Annotated in this window: 19 protein-coding genes; 8 read left to right on the top strand and 11 right to left on the bottom strand. The window is 63.1% G+C overall.

The genetic code is table 11. The annotated features are described in order from the left end of the window. Nucleotides 1–73 precede the first annotated feature (73 nt). Nucleotides 74–496, top strand: coding sequence for an alternative ribosome rescue aminoacyl-tRNA hydrolase ArfB (gene arfB, locus D4765_RS03005; RefSeq protein WP_136640744.1), 423 nt, complete (start codon nucleotides 74–76; stop codon nucleotides 494–496). 95 nt (nucleotides 497–591) lie between these two features. Next, complete coding sequence (locus tag D4765_RS03010; protein WP_136640745.1) at nucleotides 592–1,236, top strand: TenA family protein; 645 nt, start codon at nucleotides 592–594, stop codon at nucleotides 1,234–1,236. A 145-nt stretch (nucleotides 1,237–1,381) separates the two neighbouring features. Here D4765_RS03010 and D4765_RS03015 read toward each other — a convergent pair whose 3' ends face one another. After that, a complete protein-coding gene (locus tag D4765_RS03015) occupies nucleotides 1,382–1,693 on the bottom strand; it encodes an ArsR/SmtB family transcription factor (RefSeq protein ID WP_136640746.1) in 312 nt (103 codons plus the stop codon). 77 nt (nucleotides 1,694–1,770) lie between these two features. On the opposite strand from D4765_RS03015, the gene D4765_RS03020 reads away from it, so the two are divergent. Further along, on the top strand, nucleotides 1,771–2,877 hold the full coding sequence (locus tag D4765_RS03020) for an SDR family oxidoreductase (protein WP_136640747.1): 1,107 nt from the start codon (nucleotides 1,771–1,773) through the stop codon (nucleotides 2,875–2,877). Here the strand turns inward: D4765_RS03020 and D4765_RS03025 are convergent. Further along, entirely contained in the window at nucleotides 2,867–3,895 is a 1,029-nt protein-coding gene (locus tag D4765_RS03025; RefSeq protein ID WP_136640748.1) for a LacI family DNA-binding transcriptional regulator, read from the bottom strand. The genes D4765_RS03020 and D4765_RS03025 overlap by 11 nt on opposite strands. Before the next feature lie 131 nt (nucleotides 3,896–4,026). Between D4765_RS03025 and D4765_RS03030 the strand changes: the two genes are divergently transcribed. Then, nucleotides 4,027–5,586 carry a glycoside hydrolase family 32 protein gene (locus D4765_RS03030; protein WP_136640749.1) on the top strand — a complete coding sequence of 520 codons (1,560 nt, stop codon included), beginning with the start codon at nucleotides 4,027–4,029 and terminating at the stop codon, nucleotides 5,584–5,586. Here the strand turns inward: D4765_RS03030 and D4765_RS03035 are convergent. From D4765_RS03035 to D4765_RS03065, 7 genes are all read right to left on the bottom strand, one after another. Then, the gene (locus D4765_RS03035) at nucleotides 5,520–7,055 is read right to left on the bottom strand and encodes a glycoside hydrolase family 32 protein (RefSeq protein WP_136640750.1); all 1,536 of its coding nucleotides are present in this window, start codon (nucleotides 7,053–7,055) and stop codon (nucleotides 5,520–5,522) included. The two genes, D4765_RS03030 and D4765_RS03035, sit on opposite strands and share 67 nt — an antisense overlap. Next, complete coding sequence (locus tag D4765_RS03040) at nucleotides 7,052–8,062, bottom strand: LacI family DNA-binding transcriptional regulator (protein WP_136640751.1); 1,011 nt, start codon at nucleotides 8,060–8,062, stop codon at nucleotides 7,052–7,054. Before D4765_RS03040 ends, D4765_RS03035 begins: the two co-directional genes overlap by 4 nt. A gap of 31 nt (nucleotides 8,063–8,093) precedes the next feature. Continuing rightward, the gene (locus D4765_RS03045) at nucleotides 8,094–8,996 is read right to left on the bottom strand and encodes a carbohydrate ABC transporter permease (RefSeq protein ID WP_136640752.1); all 903 of its coding nucleotides are present in this window, start codon (nucleotides 8,994–8,996) and stop codon (nucleotides 8,094–8,096) included. Beyond that, complete coding sequence (locus D4765_RS03050) at nucleotides 8,993–9,874, bottom strand: carbohydrate ABC transporter permease (protein WP_136640753.1); 882 nt, start codon at nucleotides 9,872–9,874, stop codon at nucleotides 8,993–8,995. Before D4765_RS03050 ends, D4765_RS03045 begins: the two co-directional genes overlap by 4 nt. Nucleotides 9,875–9,930: 56 nt before the next feature. Beyond that, the gene (locus D4765_RS03055) at nucleotides 9,931–11,280 is read right to left on the bottom strand and encodes an ABC transporter substrate-binding protein (protein ID WP_136640754.1); all 1,350 of its coding nucleotides are present in this window, start codon (nucleotides 11,278–11,280) and stop codon (nucleotides 9,931–9,933) included. Between the two features lie 47 nt (nucleotides 11,281–11,327). Further along, a complete protein-coding gene (locus tag D4765_RS03060; protein WP_136640755.1) occupies nucleotides 11,328–12,830 on the bottom strand; it encodes a glycoside hydrolase family protein in 1,503 nt (500 codons plus the stop codon). A gap of 89 nt (nucleotides 12,831–12,919) precedes the next feature. Further along, complete coding sequence (locus D4765_RS03065) at nucleotides 12,920–13,486, bottom strand: TetR/AcrR family transcriptional regulator (RefSeq protein ID WP_136640756.1); 567 nt, start codon at nucleotides 13,484–13,486, stop codon at nucleotides 12,920–12,922. A 168-nt stretch (nucleotides 13,487–13,654) separates the two neighbouring features. On the opposite strand from D4765_RS03065, the gene D4765_RS03070 reads away from it, so the two are divergent. Further along, nucleotides 13,655–14,125 carry a DUF1772 domain-containing protein gene (locus D4765_RS03070; protein WP_136640757.1) on the top strand — a complete coding sequence of 157 codons (471 nt, stop codon included), beginning with the start codon at nucleotides 13,655–13,657 and terminating at the stop codon, nucleotides 14,123–14,125. A gap of 48 nt (nucleotides 14,126–14,173) precedes the next feature. Further along, on the top strand, nucleotides 14,174–14,545 hold the full coding sequence (locus D4765_RS03075; protein ID WP_136640758.1) for a DUF4267 domain-containing protein: 372 nt from the start codon (nucleotides 14,174–14,176) through the stop codon (nucleotides 14,543–14,545). A gap of 49 nt (nucleotides 14,546–14,594) precedes the next feature. Here D4765_RS03075 and D4765_RS03080 read toward each other — a convergent pair whose 3' ends face one another. Further along, on the bottom strand, nucleotides 14,595–16,061 hold the full coding sequence (locus tag D4765_RS03080; RefSeq protein WP_136640759.1) for a sensor histidine kinase: 1,467 nt from the start codon (nucleotides 16,059–16,061) through the stop codon (nucleotides 14,595–14,597). Continuing rightward, nucleotides 16,058–16,762 carry a response regulator transcription factor gene (locus D4765_RS03085; RefSeq protein WP_136640760.1) on the bottom strand — a complete coding sequence of 235 codons (705 nt, stop codon included), beginning with the start codon at nucleotides 16,760–16,762 and terminating at the stop codon, nucleotides 16,058–16,060. The genes D4765_RS03080 and D4765_RS03085 overlap by 4 nt, the downstream gene beginning before the upstream one ends. Before the next feature lie 93 nt (nucleotides 16,763–16,855). Between D4765_RS03085 and D4765_RS03090 the strand changes: the two genes are divergently transcribed. Then, nucleotides 16,856–18,313, top strand: coding sequence for a DUF2079 domain-containing protein (locus tag D4765_RS03090; protein WP_136640761.1), 1,458 nt, complete (start codon nucleotides 16,856–16,858; stop codon nucleotides 18,311–18,313). A 164-nt stretch (nucleotides 18,314–18,477) separates the two neighbouring features. After that, a complete protein-coding gene (locus D4765_RS03095) occupies nucleotides 18,478–21,891 on the top strand; it encodes an alpha-L-rhamnosidase-related protein (RefSeq protein WP_136640762.1) in 3,414 nt (1,137 codons plus the stop codon). Nucleotides 21,892–22,043: the final 152 nt, after the last annotated feature.

Consider the following 22,043-nt stretch of genomic DNA (forward strand, 5'->3'; position numbering starts at 1 on the left):
ACGCTGGCCTGTGGAGTCGCGCTCGTTCGCGCACCCGTGCCCACAACACATCCACCCATGCCACCCTTGAACCATGGACCTCGTCGTGTCACCCGCTCTGACGATCCCGTCGTCTGAGTTCAGCTGGCGGTTCTCGCGCTCATCGGGCCCCGGCGGCCAGCACGTGAACACCTCCGACAGCAGAGTCGAACTGATCTGGAATGTCGCCGGCTCGACAGCCCTCACCGAAACCCAGCGGGCACTTCTCCTGGCGCGGCTTTCCCGGCGTCTGGTCGCCGGCTCGGTCACGGTGATCGCCTCAGAGCGCCGCTCGCAGTTGCGCAATCGCGAGACCGCGCTGGCCAGACTCTCTGACATCATCGTCTCGGCACTGGCTCCGGATGCCGCCCCCCGCCGCCCCACCAAAGCCACTCGCGGATCGAAACTCCGCCGGCTCGCCGCGAAGGGCCAGCGCTCGGAGACGAAGCAACACCGGCGGCGCCCCTCGGCGGAGTGATCTGCGTTTGGCACTCTGCAGAGCGCAGTCTGCGTTCCGTGGTCTGCGCACCACGATCGCCGAGCGCTCCACAGCACCGCGGTAGGCTTCTGCAAATGACGCCTGCGGTACCTTCTCCAGCGAACCGGATGCTCGACGACTGGTGGATTCGCATCGAACCACTCCGCACTGCCATCGATGGGCTACCGTTCGTTCGCGGTCTTGCCGAGGGCACCCTCGAGGCCGCCGTCTTCCGCAACTACCTCGCCCAGGATGCGCTCTACCTGCGTGAGTACTCCCGCGCGCTGGCTCGGGCCAGCCAGCTCGCACCCACCACCGCCGAGCAGTCATTCTGGGCCACGTGCGCTGCCGGCGCGCTGGTCAGCGAGCTCGAACTGCACCGCTCCTGGCTGGCCGTCGACGAGCGCTCTGTCGAGGCATCCGATGTGACGCTGGCCTACCTCAACCACCTCGCGGCCGCAGAGGCCCGGGCCACCTATCCCGTGCTCATCGCCGCCCTGTTGCCCTGTTTCTGGCTCTACCAAGACCTGGGCACCCGGCTCGTCACGTATTCACACCCTGCGCACGCCTATGCCAGCTGGCTCAGCACCTACGCCGACCCTGCCTTCGATCTCTCGACCCAGCAGGCCATCGAATACGTGGATGCCGCGGCCCAGGTCGCCCTGCCCGCCGAACGTGAACTCATGTGGCGGGCTTTCACCGTCTCGTCGAAGCACGAGCTGCACTTCTTCGACCAGTAACCGCCAGCTAGGTAAACAACAATTCGTGAGCGATGCCGTGCGTGGCCCCGCTTTGCACCCGGCTTGTCCCAGTAGTACGCGGTGAGGCTGTCCAACTTGAGCCGTACGCGCTGAAAGTCCAACCGCTCCCGACGAAGTCCTCACGTCAGCAGATGGCGACCGATCGCGCGACGGCCGCAATGGCCTCCTCGTTGCGTTGGTAGTGCGAGAACTGCCCCACCCGCGTGCACGTGACGAGACCCGCGCGCTGCAGAGTCGCCATAAACTGTGACGCCGTCGACTGCGACACCTCAGCGCGAGCCTGAATATGCTTCAGACACACGCCGACCTCGTGCGCCGGGCGATCTTGCGGAGGGAAAGAATCGGGCTCTTTGAGCCAGCCCAGAATCGCCAGCCGCATCGGATGACCGAGCGCTTTGAGCGCAACCACCAGATCGGGATTTTCTGATTCCACCACACGAAGATCATATCGCAATATTGCGATTTAACGATATGGTGACGCATCGGTAAATCGCGATCTAACGATGGGACGTCATGAATAAGCAAACTGCACTGGTCGTCGGAGCCAGAGGAGTCATCGGAGGCAACCTGATCACACACCTCCAGAACACGGGCGGATGGGAGATCATCGGCCTTTCGCGCCGCGGGGGCGTTGGGGGCACAGCGGCCACAGGCGACACAGACGACATAGCGGGCATAGCGGGCACAGCGGGCACCGCGGTTACACACATCGCCGTCGACCTGCTCGATCGAGACGCAACAACCGCGGCACTCGCCGGGCTCGAGTCCGTCACTCACATCTTCTACGCCGCGTACCAAGATCGAGCGACGTGGTCTGAGCTGGTGCCCCCGAATCTCGCCATGCTCACCAACGTGGTCGACGCCATCGAACCCATCGCGAACGATCTCGTTCACATCAGCCTCATGCAGGGATACAAGGTCTACGGCGCTCACCTCGGGCCGTTCAAGACTCCGGCCCGAGAGGATGACCCACCCCACATGCCACCAGAATTCAACGTCGACCAGCAGCAGTTCCTCGAGCACCGGCAGGCAGAAGCCTCCTGGACATGGTCAGCGTTACGCCCGTCCGTCGTCGCGGGAGTGGGTCTCGGCAACCCGATGAACCTGACCATGGTGATCGCCGTCTACGCTTCCGTGTGTCGGGAGCTCGGCATCCCCTTCCGATTCCCCGGCAAACCGGGTGCGTACACGAGCCTGATCGAGATGACAGATGCCGACCTGCTCGCCAAAGCCACGGTCTGGGCCGCAACGAACCCGGCGGGTGCGAATCAGGCGTACAACATCACCAACGGCGACGTCTTTCGGTGGGAGTCGATGTGGGCCACCATCGCGAAGTTCTTCGAACTCGAAGTGGCGCCCCCGCTGCCGATGAGCCTGGCCGACGTGATGGCCGACAAGGGGCCGCTCTGGAACACGATGGTTCAGAAGTACGACCTGCTGCGCACGCCGTATTCGGATGTGTCCTCCTGGGCCTTCGGAGACTTCGTCTTCGGCTGGGACTACGACGTCATCGCAGATACGTCGAAGGCACGCCGAGCCGGGTTCCACGAGTACGTCGAGACCGAAGCCATGTTCGCCGACATCTTCACCGCGCTGCGTACGGCACGCATCATCCCATGACGGCCAGCGAGCTGCGTGCCCTGAATTCGCACGGCACGATATGCCGCAGCGGCGCGTCGCCAGCCAGAAGCAGCATGCCCGCGTCGAAGCCCATCTGCTCGTGCGGCAGCGCCACCGTCGCCAGCGGCGGGCGCATCTGGTCTGCAAGGTCGGGCTGGTCGTCAAAACCGACGATGCTGATGTCAGCGGGGCATCGCAACCCCAGGGCGTGCGCTGCCATCAACGCCCCCACGGCCATCCGGTCGTTGCCGCACAACAGTACGGTCGGACGAGTTTCAGCCAGCACGGTCATGGCCAGGTCATAACCTGAGCCCACCTGATAATTTCCGAACTCGAGACGAATGGTCGCGGGGTCGATGTCGGCCTGCCGTGCGGCATCGGCCAGGCCGCGCACGCGCTCCCGACACGCGAAGTCGTCTGCGGGGCCACCCAGAAACGCGAGGTCTCGATGCCCCGCCGCAAAGGCGGCAGCGGCGGCATCTTTACCACCCTGGTACTCATCGGCCAGCACCACGATGGCATTCGACGCGTCGGCAGGAAAGCAGTTAACGAAGACAACGCGAGTGTCAGAGGGCACGGCGATGGGGTGGATGACTTCAGGGCCGGGCGCGGCATAGATGAGGCCGGCGACTCCTTGGCGAATGAGATTCTCGACTGCAGCCTTGCCGCCGTCAGGGGTCTGTTCCGTTTCCACAACGAAGCAGACGTACCCCGCATTCTGCACGGCGCGCTGGATGCCCGTGATGATTCGACCGGCGTAGGGCTGAGACACAATACGGTCGGCTATCACACCAACCGTGTACGAGCGATTCGAACGCAGCGCCTGGGCCGCCTTGTTGGGCTGAAAGTTCAACGCTCGCGCCGACTGCAGAACCCGGGTTCGGGTGCTTTCGGCGACAGAGACGTCTCGCCGGTCGTTGAGAACGAAAGAGACGGTGGGCTGCGACACGCCCGCGTGCCGGGCCACGTCTTTCATGGTCACACGTCTCGCTGGTTGTGCGTCGTCGCGGCTTGCCACGGGGCCTCCTCGCCGTTTTCATCATGGCAGAAACAAATACGTATTGCATATTGGTGTCGACGTGGGTAAATTCACCCTTACCAATACGTATTGGTTACGATCGCTTCATTCAGTGCAGAAAAGAGATCATCATGACACCCCACCTCACTCGCCGACAGCTCATTCAGGCCGGTGCCGCCGGGGCCGCGGCTCTGGTACTGGTCGAAGCCGCGCCACTGCCTGCCCTCGCCGTCACCTCGTTGCGGGCGCACTTTCACATGACGCCGCCGTCAGGTTGGCTCTGCGATCCCCAGCGCCCCGTGTACACCCGAGGTGCGTACCAGTTGTACTACCTCCACTCGGCCATAGACAACGGAGACGGCGGGTGGGATCACACCACCACGACAGACGGTGTCAAGTTCACCTACCAGGGCCCGGTCATCCCGTTGCAGACGAATTTTCCCGCGTGGACGGGGTGCACCCTCATCGACACGAACAACACGGCCGGGTACGGCGCGGGCGCCGTTATCGCCCTCGCCACACGCCCCACCGGCGGCGTGCGCAAGTACCAGGAACAGTACCTGTTCTATTCGACTGACGACGGATTCACCTTCACCGCCAGGCCGAACCCTGTGATCGTGAACACCGACGGCAGGTCGGCCACGACTCCGGCGCAGGTCGAGAACGCCGAATGGTTCCGCGACCCCAAGGTCGCGTGGGACTCGGTGCACAACCAGTGGGTCTGCGTCATCGGTCGGGAACGCTACGCGGCGTTCTACACCTCGACGAACCTCATCGACTGGACCCTGCGGAACAACTTCGACTACCCCGACCACAACCTCGGCGGTATCGAATGCCCCGACCTCTTTCAGATGACCGCCGACGACGGAACACAGCACTGGGTTCTCGGAGCCGGTATGGACGCCTATAACGAAGGTCTGCCCTGCACCTACGCGTACTGGACCGGAACCTGGAACGGAACCGCGTTCACTGCCGACAACGTCACCCCCCAGTGGCTTGATTGGGGCTGGGACTGGTACGCCGCAATCACGTGGCCTTCAGTCGATCAGCCCACCACCAAACGGTATGCCATGGCCTGGATGAACAACTGGAAGTACGCCAACCGAACGGTTCCCACCGACTCATCCGACGGCTACAACGGGCAGAATTCGATCACTCGCGAACTGACGTTCGCCCGCCAGTCAGACGGGCGGTATCAGCTTCTCAGCCAGCCGATCAGCGCGCTCGCCTCATACGCCACCAGCACGACCACAATTCCCACTCAGGTCGTCAACGGCAGCCTCGTGCTGCCCTGGAGCGGGCGGGCGTATGAACTCGACATCGACATCAGCTGGAGCGCAGCAACAAATGTCGGCGTCTCCGTCGGCCGCTCCGCGAACGGCACTCGGCACACCAACATCGGCAAATACGGGTCAGACCTGTACGTCGACCGAGGCCCGTCAGACCTCAGCGGGTACTCTCTTCAGCCGTACACCAGGGCGGCCGCTCCCATCGATTCGGGTGCGCGCACGGTACACCTGCGCATTCTGGTCGATCTGCAGAGCGTCGAAGTGTTCGTGAACGCCGGCCACACCGTGCTGTCGCAACAAGTGCAGTTCACCGACGGCGACACCGGCATCTCGCTCTACTCCGATGGCGGCCCCGCAACGTTCTCCAACATCAGCATTCGCGAGTTCGCCACCGTGATCTGAGTCAGATCGTAGAGCTCGACCCGGGCACGGATGGGCGCGCGGCCGTCAGCCGACAAGACGATCTCGCGTGCATCCGGAGCAGAAAAGGCCTGCATCGTCAGGGTGTCCGCCCCACGGTTGGCGAACACCTCGATGATGCACCCATCGACGAAGATGTCGAGCTCGAGACGATGAGACAGCGACTGTGACAGCGACTGTGGCGACGACGAAGGCGAAGGCGACGACGACGACGGGAGCCGTACCGAGCTGACCTCTGCGAACCGCGGGTGAAACTCGTTGCGGCCCGACCGTGTTCGCTCGAACGACAGCGTGTGGGTGCCGGCGGCGTAGTGGAGAACAGCCGCCGGCATCCCAGCCCCCGAGAGCAGGCCGACGGAGACTTCTGCGGCATCGTCGAGAGTGCAGGTGAGACGGAATCGGTAGTGGCGACCCGCATCGAAGATGACGGGGCCCTCGAGGTGGTCGGCCTGGTAGGTCTGGCTTGGCTCCGCGGGCAGGGCTTCCTCTGTCACGGCGGGGAGGTTCTGGGTGATGCCGGTTTCGGTGAGTTCGAGCTGCCGAGGCAGCGTCATGGCGCCTCGCCACGGGTATGTGGGAGCGTCGGCGGCGTACTGCCAGTTGTTGGCCCAACCGAGAATGATGCGACACGCGTCGGGTGTGTTTGCGAACGAGACGGCCGCGTAGAAGTCACGGCCGTAGTCGAGCGGGCGCCAGGTCTCGGCGTCGTCGGCCACGAAGACGTGCCCGTCGAAGTGCCCCGTGAAGGAGAAGGCAGCAGAATCGTGATCGGGTACTTTGTTGGTGCTGAGAACCAGAACCCACCTCGGGTGCGACGGGTCTCCATTCAGGTTCAGCGCAAAGAGGTCGGGGCATTCCCAGACGACCCCCTCGTCACCGAACGGCCCGAATGTGCTCTCGTAGGCCCACATGATGAGGTCGTGCGAGCTGTAGACGAGGAGCATTCGCTGCTCGGCTTCGACCGCCACCATCACCCAGCGTTCGCGGCCGTGTCTGTCGGCCGCGCGAAACACTTTCGGGTCGCGGAATGCGCTCGAGTTGCGGTCGAGCACCGGGTTGGCGTGGTACTTCTGCCACGTCATGCCGCGGTCGAGGCTGAACGCGAGAGCCTGGGCCTGCACGGCGTTCGAGGTGACACGCGTGTAGATCGCCACAAGAGGTACGACACCGTCTTGGCCGAACCCGGTGGTGTTGTCGTGGTCGACAACGATCGAGCCCGAGAAGATCTGCTCATCCTGCGTGTACGGCAGCGCCAGAGACTGCTCTGCCCACGACAGCAGGTCGGTGCTCGTCGCATGCCCCCAGCTCATGTTGCCCCAGTCGTTGCCGTCGGGGTTGTACTGAAAGAAGAGGTGATAGACGCCGTCGAGGTACACCAATCCGTTGGGGTCGTTCATCCAGTTTCTCTGCGGAGTGAAGTGAAAAACCGGTTTGTCGGCATCGTCCGTCATGCGATGGATGCGCGGATGACCGGCGGGCAGGGAATCAGAATGGGCTTGCCCGACGGGTTCGGATCCCCCAGGAGCCTCCGGATGCCCGCCGCCCCGAGCTCGTAGTGAGGCAGCGCAACGGTGGTCAGTGGCGGGCGGAGGTGCGCCGCAATGACCTCCTGGTTGTCGAACCCGACAACCGCGAGGTCGCCGGGAATGGTGAGGCCTCGTTCGTGAGCTCTGTCATAGAGCCCCATCGCCATTCGGTCGTTGTGGCAGAAAACGGCGGTCGCGTCGAGCGTGAGCACATGGTCGAGTGCGGCGTATCCCCCTTCTTGGTCTGAGGGGGCGTTCAGCACCAGATCGGGGTCGTAGGCGATCGCGGCAGCCTCGAGTGCTGAGCGGTAGCCGACGAGTCGCCCCTCCTGGGCCGGCGAGGGTGAAGTGGTGTTGATGAACGCGATCGTGCGGTGCCCCGCCTGAATCAGCAACTCGGTGGCCGTTCGACCACCCTGAACCTCGTCGGGAACGACGGCGGGGGCAGTTGATCCGGCCTCGTAACAGTCGACGAGCACGTAGTCGGTTTCGCGCAGTGCCTCGGGTACCGTGACAGCCCGGTGAAACCAGGTGGAATAGAGGATGCCCCGCACCTGGTGTTCGAGCATCATCGTGATTGCGGCGTCTTCTGCGGCAGGGTCGCCCTCGGTGTTGGCCACCAGTAAGACGTAGCCGTGTTTCCACGCTTCGTCTTGGGCGCCGTGAATGATCTGCCCGGCGAAGGGAGTGGTTGCGATCGCGTCGGCGACGAGGCCGATGAAGTTCGAGGTGCCGCTCGAGAGCGTCTTCGCCAGTGCGTTCGGTCGATAGCCGAGTTCGTGAATGGCATCCCTGACCCGCTGGCGCGCGTCTTCCCCGATGCGGGCGCCCTCTTTGTTGTTCACGACGTGTGACACAGTGGCAACCGAGACACCGGCGGCGTCGGCCACCTCTCTCATCGTCACCGGTTGCCTGGCGTGTTCCGAGCTCATCGTCGCTTCTCCACGTACGTCATTGTCACGGTCATCCTTTGGTCGCCCCGCTGGCCAGACTGTACGTCATGGCCCGGTTGAGAATGAGGAAGACCAACAGCAGTGGTGTGATGCTGACACAGACGGCGGCGAACGTTGCCGTCCAGTCGACTTTCCCCATTGCTCCAATGTAGTTCTGCAGCCCCAACGGAATGGTCTTGAGACCATCGGTGAGAACGAAGGTGTTGGCGAAGATGAAGTCGTTCCAGATGAAGATACTGTTCACCATCGCCACCGTCACCATCGTGTTCACCGACAGCGGCAGGGTGATCTGGCCGAAAATGCGGTACGGGCCGGCCCCATCGAGCGAGGCAGCTTCGTAGATCTCGCTTGGAATGTACTCGTAGAACGACGAGAACAGGTACACCGACGTGGGCAGCGCGAAGCCGGCGAGCGGGATGATGATCGACTGGTACGTGTTGAGCAGGCCCGCCTGCGCGTAGTCGACGAACAGCGGCACGAGTGCCACCTGCACGGGCACAATGATGCCGATGAGAAAGAGCCCGCGAACGAATTTGCTGAACCGGAACCCGAGCACCTGCAGCGCGTACGCGCCCATCATGCCGAGAAACACGATGACAACGATGGCTCCGACGGTGACAATCAGGGAATTGAGGATGTTCAGACCCAGGTTGCCGTTCGCGAATGCCCTGGCGTAGTTGTCGAACGTGATCTGGGTGGGAAAGGCAAAGGGGTTGCCGCCCGCGAAGTCTTGTTCGGTTCGCACACTCGTGATGAAGAGCCACGCCAAGGGGTAGACCTGCACGATGACGATCGCGGCGACGATGATGCCGGTGATGCGTGACTGCAGGTTTCGCTTCGGGCGCCGTGACGTGGGCTGAGGTCGTTCTGTTGCGCTGGCCGAGGTGGCTCGGTGCAGTGAAAGGGTGCTCATGCGTCGGCCTTACGTCGAAGGATCAGAAAGATGATTCCAACAGCGACCAGGCATTCGATGACCACGAACACCGAGATCGCGCTGGCGTAGCCGTAGTTGGTGCTGGTGAATGCTGTTTTGTACATGTAGGTCGTCAAGAGTTCTGACGATTGGCCCGGGCCACCGTTGGTCAGAAGGTAGGGGATGTCGAAGCCGCGCAGCGCGTTCGTTGTAGCCAAGACGGTGGTGGTGATCCACACCGGGCGAATGTAGGGGAACCGAATACGCCAGAACGTCTGCCACCACGATGCCCCGTCGATCTTTGCGGCCTCTTCGAGCTCGGCCGGCACGGCCAGCAATGCGGCGTAGATGATCAGCATGTAGAGCCCGGTGAAGCGCCACCCTTCGGGTATCGACACCGCGGCGAGAACGGTGCTCACGTCAGAGAGCCAGGCGTGTTGCACGTTGCCGAGACCGATGAATGCGAGCACCTGGTTGATGAGGCCCACGGGGTCGAGTGAGTAGACCCTCTGAAAGAGGAACGCGATGGCCACGGTCGAGATGACCGCGGGCAACAGGTAGAGGGTCTTGACGACTTCGCGCCCGCGGCGGAGCAGGGTGAGCAGGCTCGCCACGATCAGCGCCCCTCCGAGCTGAAGCACCAGACAGATCGCCACATACCCGAGCGTGTTGCCGAACGCCTTCCAGAACACGGTGTCACCCGTGAGCATCGTGATGTAGTTCTCGGCTCCGACGAACGTCATCGGGCTGATGCCGTCCCAGTCGAAGAAGCTGAGAAACAGAGACTGGAAGATCGGCAGCAGTACGGCAATGCCGTAGAGGGCGAGTGGTGGTATCAGGAAGATCAGCACGGAGAGGCGTGATCGTTGGGGAAGCATCTGCGTCCCTTTCTAGCAGAACCGGGGTTCTGCGTCAGGAGTGAACGGTTTCGGTACTACTTGAAGGCTTTCGGACCGTTCTCGCCGATGACCCCATCCATCGTCGAGATGAACTCGTCTGGCTTCGTTTCACCCTGCAGAAGCAGTGTGAGCTCCTGCTGCAGTCGGGTGTTCGAGGTGGGGTCGAGTTGGGTGTCCCACGGCATGGCTGTCTTGTCTCCCACAGTGTTGGCCTGGTCGACGGCCCGCTGGTAGAGCGGTGTCGCATTTGCGGGAATCGTCGTTGAGACGTTCGTTGTGGGCGACAGAGCACCGGTCGCCGCGTACACCGCCGGGTAACGCTTCAGAGCGAACGAAAGAAAGTCACGCACCAGGGGGTCATACGTTTTCGAGTTCACGGCCATCCCGATACCCGACGGCGACACGTATTCGTTCGCGTCGGTCACCGAACCCTTCGTCACGGGCAGGGTGAAGTAGTCGATATTGTCCCGAATGGCGGGGTCGAGCTTGTCGGTTGCGAGGCTACCGAGCTCCCACGTGCCGATGTTGTAGACGGCCGCCTTACCGGAAGTGAAGGAGGCCTGGGCATCTGAGTAGCCGGTCGACGAGAAGCCGTCTTGAAAGCAACCCGCCGTGCCGAGAGTGCTGAGCCAGTTGACCGCAGCGGTGCCGGTGGAGTCGCTGAGCTTCGCGTCACCCTTCTTCAGGCTCTGAATGTAGTCGGGGCCCGCCGTTCTGAAGGGGTAGTACGACATGTACCGTTCGAGCGGCCACTGGTCTTGCCCGTCGAGCGCGATGGGGGTGATGCCCGCTGCACGGAGTTTGGTGCACATGGCCGGGATATCATCGAGCGAGGTGGGGATCTGAACGCCAGCCTGCTGAAAGAGAGCCTTGTTGTACCAGAAGAACTCCAGCTGAAACTCGAACGGCACCATGTACAGCGAGCCGTCGTCGAACCGCTGGTAGTTCAGAGCCGCCGGCCGATAGTCGTCGTACACGCCGAGGTCTTTCAACAGCGCGGTCGCATCCATCATCTTGCCCTGCTTCGCAAGCTTCTGCGCGAACGGGGTTGCGTCGGTGTCGAACAGCTCGGGCAGCTGGTTCGCCGCGGCGAGGGTCTCGTACTTCTGGATGTACGAGGGCCTGTCTGGCGTGCTGATCAGGTTGAGCGAGAACCCGGGGTGATCTTTGGCGTACTCGTCGGCGATCTGCTTCATGGCAGTGATCACCCCACCATCGGCCGGTCGCGACAGCAGCCACGAGATCTCCCGCGGTTTGATGTCACCTGTCGGGTGGATGTTCGTCGGGTCGGCGCTGCCCGATGAGCCTCCAGCGCCGCAGCCGGTCAGAAGCAGGGCGAGAGCTGCGGTGGTGGCCGCGGCGGCAAACAGTTTTCGGTGTTTCATGATTTCTATCTCCATTGATCGAACAGTAAAGGAAGGTGAAGCTGGGGTCAGGAGGGAATGAGAAGCGATTCGCTTGAAACGCTGCCGGGGGCGGAATCCGCGACAGCGCTGCTGTCGGAAGCGGTTGAGACCGTCAGCTCGTGAACATCGATGGAGCCGTCTCCGACAAACACCCCGATGGTTCCGTCGATGTGGTCGTAGAGGCGGGTGCTGAGCATCGTTGAGCGATCGAGGTTTGCAACGCAGAGGTCGCCGTCGACGACGACCTCGAGGGTGTGACGCCCAGGCTGCAGGTCACAGGCCCGCTCTAGTTCGATCACGTAGGGTACGTCTCCCGAGACTTCCCACTGCCCCTCCCCCGTGACCTTTCGCGGCCACCGGTCGAAGACCATGCGGCCACGGCGCGGCTCGAGCCGCACCGCATAGGCGCGGTCGCCGTCGGCGCTGGCCCTCAGAAGCAACCCGCATTCGGCGGTGTCTGCCGCGATGTCGAACGAGAACGAGGCAAAGAACCGGCTCGGTATCTCTGTCGAAGAGAGAGCCGTCAGATAACCGTCCCCGGCATCGAGCGTTCGATTCTCGATTTCACCGTTGACGAACTCCATCGGCACGGTCTCGGTGAAGTGCCGACGCAGTTCCGAGGCGAACGAGAACGCCAGAGTGCCGTCAGGGCGCTGACTCGCTTCGGTGACAGCAAGCGTGCCGGCCCACTGCCACGCCCCGTCGTCGTGGCCGTCGACGCGGCTCGCAATCCAGCCGAAGAAGAAACGCCGCCCGTCACGCTCGGCAGACTTTGCCGCGTAGAAAGCGCGCCCGTCGAGGCTGTCGTGTGCCGGAGCGATCCATGGCCCATCGAGAGTCTTCGACATGCGGTAGCGGGTGACAAAAGAGTCTGAGAACTCCGAGTAGACGAGGTACCACCAGTCACCCCACTGAAACACTTCGGGGCACTCGTGTGCAATGTAGCGTCGCGGATCCCAGAACGGCTCCACCGACGTCCACCTCGCCAAGTCGGTCGACACGCATTGGGCGATGACCCCACGCCGCCGAGACGGGCCCTCCACATGACGGGCAGCTATCAGCATGCGCCACAGCTCTGCCTGGGCATCCCAGAACACAAACGGGTCACGCCAGTCGGCACTCTCGTAGCCTTCTGCCGCCCCGAACGTGTGCTCCGGATGCCGCACCCACGTCTCAGCGCCATCTGAACTCGTTGCGTGCATGACGACCTGCAACGGCAGCCCGTCGATGCCCAGACGGTTCGGATTCTGGCCGGTGTAGAACATGTGGTGCTCGCCGTCACGGCCCCGCACAATGCTCCCGGTGTAGACGTTGTAGTCGACGTCGTCTGCCGAGCCGTGGTCGAACGCCAGCCCTTCATCTTCGAAGGCCACCAGATCTTTCGTGCTGACAAGGTGCCACGGAGTACCCGGCTTGGGGCAGGCGCGCTGTTCGTGGAGGTAGAACAACCGAAACTCGCCGTTCTCTGCGAACGGGATCACATCCCCCACCCAGGCACCCTCAGGCTGAAAAAATATGTGTTGTGGCATCGTCGTTGACATCCTTTGATTAACCGCTTGATCAGAGAATATACGCGTCAATCCTCTTGGTCAAGCGGTTAATCAAATAGAACCTGTCGTCAGAGACTCAGGCTCTCAACCAGGAGCCCGAGTCGGCCGTCTTCGGCACCGTGCCGAAGACGACCGCCGCGCTGCAACGAAACGAGACCATGAAGGGCCGCCCAGAACACCTCTGTCAGAGTGTCGACGTCTCTGCCCTGGGCCACCGAGGCGATGCCCGCGCGCAACTCAGCAAAGGCCGCCGTCAACGCGGCAGGCGTTTCTGAGTCACCGAACGGTAGCCGAGTACTTCTGGTGAACATCGCCTCGTACAGTGCCGGATGCTCGTCGGCAAAGTCGAGATACGCCTGGGCAACCGCGCGTACGTCGTCGAGACCTGCCACCCCCCGAGCCTCTCGCAACGCGTCACTCAGCTCGGTGAAACTCTGCAACGCGACAGCCTCGTACAGGTCATCGAGTGACGCGAAATGCTTGTAGATCACCGGCTGGCTGTATTCGATCTCGGCAGAGAGCCGGCGGGTCGTCACCGCATCCCAGCCTTCGCTCTCGGCCACTCTGCGGGCGGCGGAGGTGATGAGCTGGCGTTGCGCCAGACGTTCTCGGAGTCTTCGATCAGCGGTAGTCACTCTCAAACCATAGCATCGCTAGTTGTTATAGCAACGCTTTGACAAATGGATCGAGCGGCATTATCGTTGTGGCATTAGCATCGCTAACCCAGATGGAGGATCTCCTATGCACGTCAAACCAATCGACCCAGCGACCTCGTCAGCACTCATGCGTGCGGAGGTGACGTTGTGAACGCCCTCGTGAACAGTGCGCTGATTGTGGCACTTCTCGGAACCGCCCTCGTGTTCGGCACCGATGCCTTCTCCGCGCTCGTGTTGCAGCCCGCGCTGAAACGGGTCGATGACCCGACGCTGACCTCGACGATGGGCAACGTGCATCGGTACGGCGACAAGCGAATGCCTGTACCCGGTGTCATCGGTTTGATCGCCTCGGCGGCCGCGGCGGTCTTACTTCTCCTCTCTGGCACCCTCGGTGGGGCGATCGCCGCCGGGCTCGCGACGCTCATCTGGGTCACCTGGCTTGTGCTCTACGTGCGTATCAGCGCGCCGATCAACCGCGTTCTCACCGCCGCTGCCGACAGCCACGAGACACCGGCCAACGCCCGGGCGCTGCAGCGCGACTGGGACAAGATCATCTGGCTCCGCGCAGCCCTGCTCGGTCTGGCCGTTCTTGCCCTCGCCCTCGCCCTCATCGTCTGACCCCAACAGCACCAGCTTCCCGCTCAGCCACTCACCAGAAAGAAGATCATGATCCTCATCATCGGCAACATTCTTGCCCTCCTCATCAGCGTCGCGCTCGGCGCGATCGGGGTGCGTTTCCTCCTGAACCCCCGCGTCGCCGCTGAGGGCTACGGCGTACCGGCCGGGTCTGACGGCGGCTCGGCATATCTCAGCGCCAAAGGCGCCAGAGACATCAGCGTCGCACTTCTCGGTGTCGTGCTGGTCTGCTTCGGCGGGGCACACGCGACGGGGTTGTTCATGCTCGTCATGGCTCTCATTCCCCTCGCCGACGCCGTGATCGTCACCAGAAACGGTGGCAGAAGATCCATCGTTCTCGGAGTCCACTTCTCGACTGCCGTGCTGGTTCTCATTGATTCAGTCCTGTTGCTGTTGAGCTGACGACTGTGCTGACCGGGTTCCGTCTCTCTGTCGCCGCCGGGGCTTCACCTCACGAGACGTCGGAATCTTCGCTGCACGGGAGGCTGACGGTGAACACCGTGCGCGACGGTGTCGATGCCACGGTGAGCGACCCCCCGGCCCCGGCTGCGATCTCGAACGCAATCGCCAGCCCCAACCCCGCGCCGCCAGTGTCTCTCGAACGAGATTCGTCGAGCCGAACGAACGGTTCGAAAATTCGTGCCAGATCGTCGTTCGGGATGGGTGCGCCATCGTTCGCGATGTGAATGCGCGCCATGGAGGCGTCGACATCGACTGTCAGCTCACTGTCGACAACGGTGCGGGCGTGACGAGTCGCATTGTCGAGAAGATTGACGAGAACCCGGCGCAACTGCCGCGGTGGGAGCCTCACCAGAACGGCCCCGGTCAACGCTGGTTCCAGCATCCGGATACCGACGCCGGGAGATCGGGCCTCGACTTCACTGAGGGCGTCGCGGAGAACGGCCCGAACATCGCAACGCCCTTCGGTTTGCGCCGGTTCTGCACTGCTCGCTGCCGCGAGCTCGAGCAGGTCTCGGGCGAGGCCCTCCAGCCGTCGGGCTTCGCCGTGAACGTGCGACAGTGTGGATTCTGCCGACACGAGACCGGGGTGGGCCTCAGCAATCTCGAGGGCGGTGATGAGAGACGTGATGGGGCTGCGCAGCTCGTGAGCGGCATCGGCAGTGAAGCGCTTCTGGCGCAGCGCCGCCTCATCGATTCTGCTGAACAGCGCATTGAGGGTCGCCGCGAGCGCGCTCAGTTCGTCGTCGGAGTCGGGCACACTCAGCCGCGCTCCGTCAGGCGCTCCCGCGATCGCGTCTGCCGCCCGCCTCATCTGATCGACCGGCCGCAGAGACCGTTTCGCGGTGATCGCGGCAGTACCGGCCAGGAGTACGACTGCGAGAACCACACCCGCCCAGAGGTAGGGATCGATGGTCGCGACGGCCCGGTCTGCGGCGGTCGTTGTCACGAACACATACGCGCGATACGCCGTCATATCCACGTCAGCGACCGAGCCGCCGGGAATGTCTCCTCCGGGCTCAACGAGAATGCTCGAGGCGCGAAGCGTGCTGCTCACCGCGGTCAGGGTCTGACCCGACAACGGCCCTGAGGCGATCGTGGCCGTGAAGACTTCTCCGCCGATCTGTGACGCATCTTCGGGCGGGGGCGGCACGACCGGGCGGTCGCTCTCAGCGTTGACGAATTCTGGCGACGACGAGATCAGCGCCCCATCGGTGCGAACGAGTTCGTACGGCAACGACCCGAATTCGCCGAACAGGCGCACATTCTGGCGTGTCGCATCGATGATCTGCGAGGCCTGAACCCCAGCCAATTGCTGCGTCGCGGTCATCTGGGCCGAGTGCAGGGCCGCACGCACGAGCAGCGCTCCGCTCACCAGCAGTACCGATGCCAGCATCCCGGCGATCAGTGCAATACGAACCACAATCGTGACCCGGGCGGGCACACGCACGACTCTCACGTGTGCACCTCCGCCCGACTATCGGGCGTGGGTCGATCGTCGACGAGGCGGTAACCGGCACCGCGCACAGTTTCGAGGGAGCGCCGCCCGAAGGGCACGTCGATCTTGCGGCGCAAGACGCTGACCCGCGCCTCGACGAGGTTCACATCATCGGCTTCGTTCGGCCACACTTCGACGAGCAGAGTTTCTTTTGAGACGACGGTACCTGCGGCCCGCGCAAGTGTCTCAAGGATGTTCCATTCGCGGCCGCTGAGCTCGATGAGCGTAGCCCCACGCTGAACACGGCGACGGGCGGCATCAATCACGAGATCGCCGATGGTGACCACACTGTCAGAGATCGAGGTGGGGCGACGAAGCAGCGACCGGATGCGCGCCACCAGCACCGGGTAGCTGAACGGTTTTCGAAGGTAGTCATCTGCCCCGCTTTCGAGAGCTTCAACCTCGTCGAACTCGCCGTTCTTGGCGGTGAGCACGATCACCGGCGTCATGACTCCGTCGGCGCGCAACCGGGCACACACGGCGAACCCACTCAGGTGGGGCAGCATCAGGTCGAGAACAATCGCAGAATAGGCCCCGGTCGCCGCCATCAGGTATCCCGTGCGACCGTCGTAGACGGTATCGACCACGAAACCTTCAGCGGTGAGCCCGGTGGCCAGAACTCGGGCGAACGCTCGCTCATCGTCGACGACCAAGATGCGCATGGCCCCAGTCTCGCACCCCCGCTCCGCGGGAATCTGACGAAAACGTCAGGGTACATCAGGAGGCGGTCAGCCGCCGGCTCGCACCATCAGTGCATGGCTCACCACACACTGCTTGCCGATCGGCCCGAACACCACACCGGTCACCCTCTGGCGCATCGGGGGCGTGTGGTGCACTCGTTCGGTGGCGCCCACCGTCTGGGCTGGGGCAGCGCACTGGTGCTCGCCGCGATCTTCGCCACACTGGCACTGCAGCGACACGCGCAGTTGCTGACCACAGGGTATGACCTCGGAATCTTCGATCAAGGGGTACGTGCCTACTCTGAAGGAAAGCTGCCCTCGTCGCTGCTGAAGGGCATCGACTATTCGTTGCTGGGCGACCATTTCTCCCCGATCCTGGCCACACTAGCGCCCCTCTACCTCGTCTTCAACGGCCCGCAGGTGCTGCTGGTCGCCCAAGCCGTTCTCATCGCCGTCGGGGTCGTACCGCTCACCATCTGGGCCGCCCGCAGCCTGGGCCCGAAAACGGCGATAGTCGTCGCGATCAGCTACGGGCTCGCAGGCGGCCTCGCCCATGCCGTCGCGTTCGACTTTCACGAAATCGCTTGTGCCGTACCCCTCCTTTCGTTCTCCCTCACTGCGCTCGGCAATCGACGCCTCAGGGCTGCCGCACTGTGGGCCGCGCCATTGGTTCTTGTCAAAGAAGACCTCGGGCTGACCGTGGCGGCGATCGGTGCACTCATCGCCGTGCTCGCCGGCCGTTCCAATCGGCCCGTTCGACGCCTGGGCATTGCGACGGTCATGTTCGGTCTCGCTGCCACTGTCATCGAGAGCTACGCCCTGATTCCGCTCTTCAACCCCGGCGGTCAGAACAGCTACACGGGCCAGATCGGGCTCGACGGCGCGATGTACCAGCTGATGACTCTGATGTTCAACAACCTCAAGGTCGAGACGGTCATTCTGTTGCTGTTGCCCACCGCGTTCATCGCGCTCCGCTCGCCGATCGTGCTTTTGGTCATCCCGACTCTGGCGTGGCGGTTTCTCTCTGACAACCCCGGCTATTGGGGCAACGCGTTTCACTACGATGCGGTGCTCGTGCCCATTGTGAGCGCTGCCTTCGTCGACGCGCTCGTGCGGCTCAGGCGCAGAGGAGGGGGTTCTGCCAGACACCGACTCGTTCTGCTGGTGAGCCTGGTGACCACGACGGCACTGCTCACGGCGTCTCCGCTCGCGCAGCTGTTCTCCCCCGCCCTGTGGCAGCCGAGTGAGCACGTGACCGCGGCTCGGAGCGTCTTGGCGAAAATCCCCGACGGAGCCAGCGTCGCGGCGTCGAACTCCCTCGCTGCACAACTCACCGGCAGAGCAGAGGTCAGTCTCTTCGGTATCCTTCCGATCGAGACCAACAGGCCCGAATTCATCGTCGCCGATACATCCATCCCCCACCAGTTTCCGCTCGACGCAGGCGCGCTCGCCCGCCTCGTGGACTCAGCGGAGGGTTCTGGTTACCGCATGGTCGATGCCGCTGACGGGGTGGTACTTCTCGCTCGGCAGTGACCTGGCTGCTCAGACCATCTCGCGGTGTTCCGTTGCCATCGGAGGGCGGCGCGTTTCAGTTGCGCGGACTCTCCGCCATCGTAAAAAGTTGCGTATTCTGAAACGATTCATATAGTCTTCGAAGGCTCTCCTCAGGCGCTGCCTGTCGAACCAAAGGACTCTCAATGTCGATTGATCCATCTTTCCGACCGCGCGCACGCCGTGCCGCTGTCATCGCCGTCGCCGCAGCGACAGCGATCGGCAGTCTCGCTCTCGCCGGGGGTTCTGCTTCGGCAGTCGTCAGAAACAACGCAACTACTCCGGGGTGGCCTGTATCAGCCGACTGGCAGAAATACGTGCAATCACCGACGTCGAGCGACGTGCGACCGGTCTCGGTTGTGCGCACCTCGGGCGATGTGACGAACGCCGGAGCTCTGCTCGACCCGAGCTCTGGGCAGTCGACGACTCTGACGGCCACACCGCAGACCATCCAGTCCAGCCCGGTCAGCATCGACGTCGCCACACAGGCCCGGTACCTCAGGCTCGATGTCACAAAACTGGGGCTCCCGGCATCGAACGACACGGGGGGTCACTACACGCAGCTCGCCGAGGTGCAGGTCTTCGGCGCGGATGGCTCCGTCGATCTCGCCCAAAACAAGCCGGTGACGGCCAACGATTCGCTCGAGAACTTCGGCTGGGGCTCGAAATATCTGACCGACGGCGTCACCGACACTCAGAGTGGTGTCGCGCGCGGCTGGACCACGAACATCCATACCGATGCCGACCTGGGCAGTAACTCGGTGTGGGCGACAATCGACCTCGGCTCCGTCACAGATATCAGCACAGTTGTGCTCTGGCCACGCACCGACACACTGTCGACCGACGGGCAGACGGCGTCGTTCCCGGTCGACTACACGATCAAGACCAGCTCGACCGACGCGAGCGATTCGAGCTTCGCGACCCAGAAGACCGTCACCGATCAGGCTGATCCGCCGGCGCCTGTCATGAAGGGCGCCGCAAGCATCGTGCTCGACTATGGGCACGACGTCGGAGGGTTACCGATCTTCGATGTGAGCGCGTCAGAGGGCGACCCCACCCTGCAAGCCGGGTACAGCGAAACGCTGGCCCAGATCGGCCCGGAGGGAGACGGAGTCTCACCCTGGGCCAGCGGGGACAGCAAGCGTTTTGATACGTATCACGTCACCGGGCCAGGGCGAATCACCAACCCCGACATTCAAGGTGGCGAACGGTACGAGCAGATCACGCTGACGACCCCGGGCTCTCTCACGCTCACCGGTGCGGGCATCCAGTTCACCCCACCGAGGATCACCGCCGATACCCTCACCGGCAACTTCGAGTCGAGTTCGGATGCACTCAACAAGTTTTGGTACAACGGCGTCTACACGGCTCAGCTCAACCAGGTGCCGGCCAACAGTATTGGTCAGCACTGGACGACCAGCGCTGAGGGGCTCGATGTTCCCGGAACGAGTGCGGGCGTCGGGCTGCTTACCGCGGGCTCCGGCTGGACTGACTACACCGCCTCGTTCAGCGCGAAGATCGTTACAACGCAGGCTGGTTGGATGGTGCGTGGTCACGCCGCTCAAAAGGGCGGCTATCTGATGATTCTCGGCTCGGCCGGAAACACGAATGTTCTACAGGAGGTGTACCAGGGCGCCGACGGCGGTTACCAGACGATCGCCACTGTGCCACTGCCCATGACGATACAACTCGGGTCCTGGTACGACATCACCGAAGTCGTCAGTGGGTCGACCGTGACCACCTCCATCAACGGCACAGAAGTGGCCTCGTTCGATTCGTCGACCTTCGGCGCCGGTAGACCGGCTTTCTCTGCAGGTTCAGTGGGCTTTCGCCAATTCAGTGGTGAAGAGGGCATGTTCAAGAACCTCACGGTCACGGGCCCTGGCGGCGACCTGTATTCGAACACGCTGACCGACTCATCTGCGGTTGCCGACTTCGACGTACCAGGAAACAATGCCGTGCCTCTGATTCTCGACGGCGCCAAGCGAGACCGGGCGGTGTGGTCTGGCGACCTCGCAGTCGAGGGGCCGACCCTCTACTACTCGTCAGATTCGGCCGACTACATACGCGGCTCGCTGGAACTATTGGGCAGCTGGGCGGGCAGCAACGGCTACATGCCGGGAAGCATGCCGCCCCAGACGCCGCTCAACACCGAACCACCGTCGAGCACTCGTGGCGGATATTCGGCGAACTACTCGATGTATTTCGTTCGCGCACTCGCCGACTACTACCAGTACACCGGTGACACGGCGTTCGTTCAGAAGGAATGGCCGTTGGTCGTCAACGAGCTGGCCTGGAACGCCTCACAAATGGGCCCGAACGGACTTTTCGTCACCGATAGCTCAACCGGAGCCGACTGGGACTATTACGACGGTTCGAAGACCGGAGAGGTGACTGCGTTCAACGCGTTGTACTACAAGATCTTGACCGACGGCGCGACGCTGGCTGCCGCGGTGGGCCAACCCGCCCAGGGTCAGACCTACTCCAACCAGGCTGTTGCTCTCAAAGACGCCATCAACTCGAAGCTGTTCAACAGCCAGACGGGTGTCTACAACCTCAGCAGCTCGGTCACGAACGTCGTTGCGCAAGACGCGAACGTGCTGGCGATCGATTTCGGTATCGCTCCGGCTGACAAGGTGCAGGGCATCCTCGACTCCATCAAGTCGAGCCTCTGGACCCCGGCTGGAACGCTGCCCTTCTCGAGCGGCTATCAAGAGACAATCAGTCCGTTCGTTTCTGGGTTCGAGTTGAACGCACGATTCGGCTCGGGCAACACCTCTGATGCTCTGCAATTGCTCTCGAATGAGTGGGGCCCGATGATTGCACCCGGCGACCTCTATACGGGTACCTTCTGGGAGAACCTGAACACGTCGGGCACGCAGGCGGCGCCGAACACGAACATGGCGCACGGATGGTCGACCATGCCGGTCTCTGCGCTCTCGAAGTACGTGCTGGGCATCCAGCCGGTGTCAGCCGGCTACGCGACCTGGCTCGTTCAGCCGCACACCGGCGACCTCGCTTGGACAAAGGGCCAGGCCCCCACGCCGCACGGCCCGGTTGTCGTGAACTGGAGCCATGGCACCGGTTCAGACTTCGCGATGCACGTCGAAGCTCCTGCCCAGACGTCGGGAACGATCGCCGTGCCGACGTTCGGCGGCGACGCCGACATTCGGGTGAACGGTCAGACCGTCTTCAGCCACGGAGCACCCGTTGCGGGAACCTCGGCCGTTCAGTCGGCCGCTCTCACGGGCGACTACGTGAACCTGACCGTTGCGGCCGGAACCTACGACATCGCGACCGCTCCGGCATCAGACGGCACCGGTGTCACAACCCCTCCGGTAGACCCGAGCACGCCGGGTGACTCGGCTGGTTCAGGTTCGACGATCACTCCTGGCACGGCCGGTAGCTCGGGGGGTTCGAACAGTTCGACCACGGCGGGAGGCTCGAACCTGGCCAATACCGGGTTCACCCCGTGGCCCTACCTGGCCGGCGCCGTTCTGCTGTTCGGTGCTGGCGCGGTGCTGGTGGTATCGATGCGGAGGCGTCGCCGCCGTGCCTGAAGCAGGCTTGGGACTGTGTGTCGAAGGTGGCGACGCCGCCGTGATGCGGGCAGGCGCCGCGGTGATGCGCAGCCGAGTTCGCCTACTCGATCGCTGGGTTCGAGTCGCCGGGTGAGACCGGCCGCAGCCGTACTCCTATGCAGGTGTCGACA

Origin of the sequence: Subtercola vilae, assembly GCF_004923255.1 — a bacterium.
Lineage (GTDB): Bacteria > Actinomycetota > Actinomycetes > Actinomycetales > Microbacteriaceae > Subtercola > Subtercola vilae.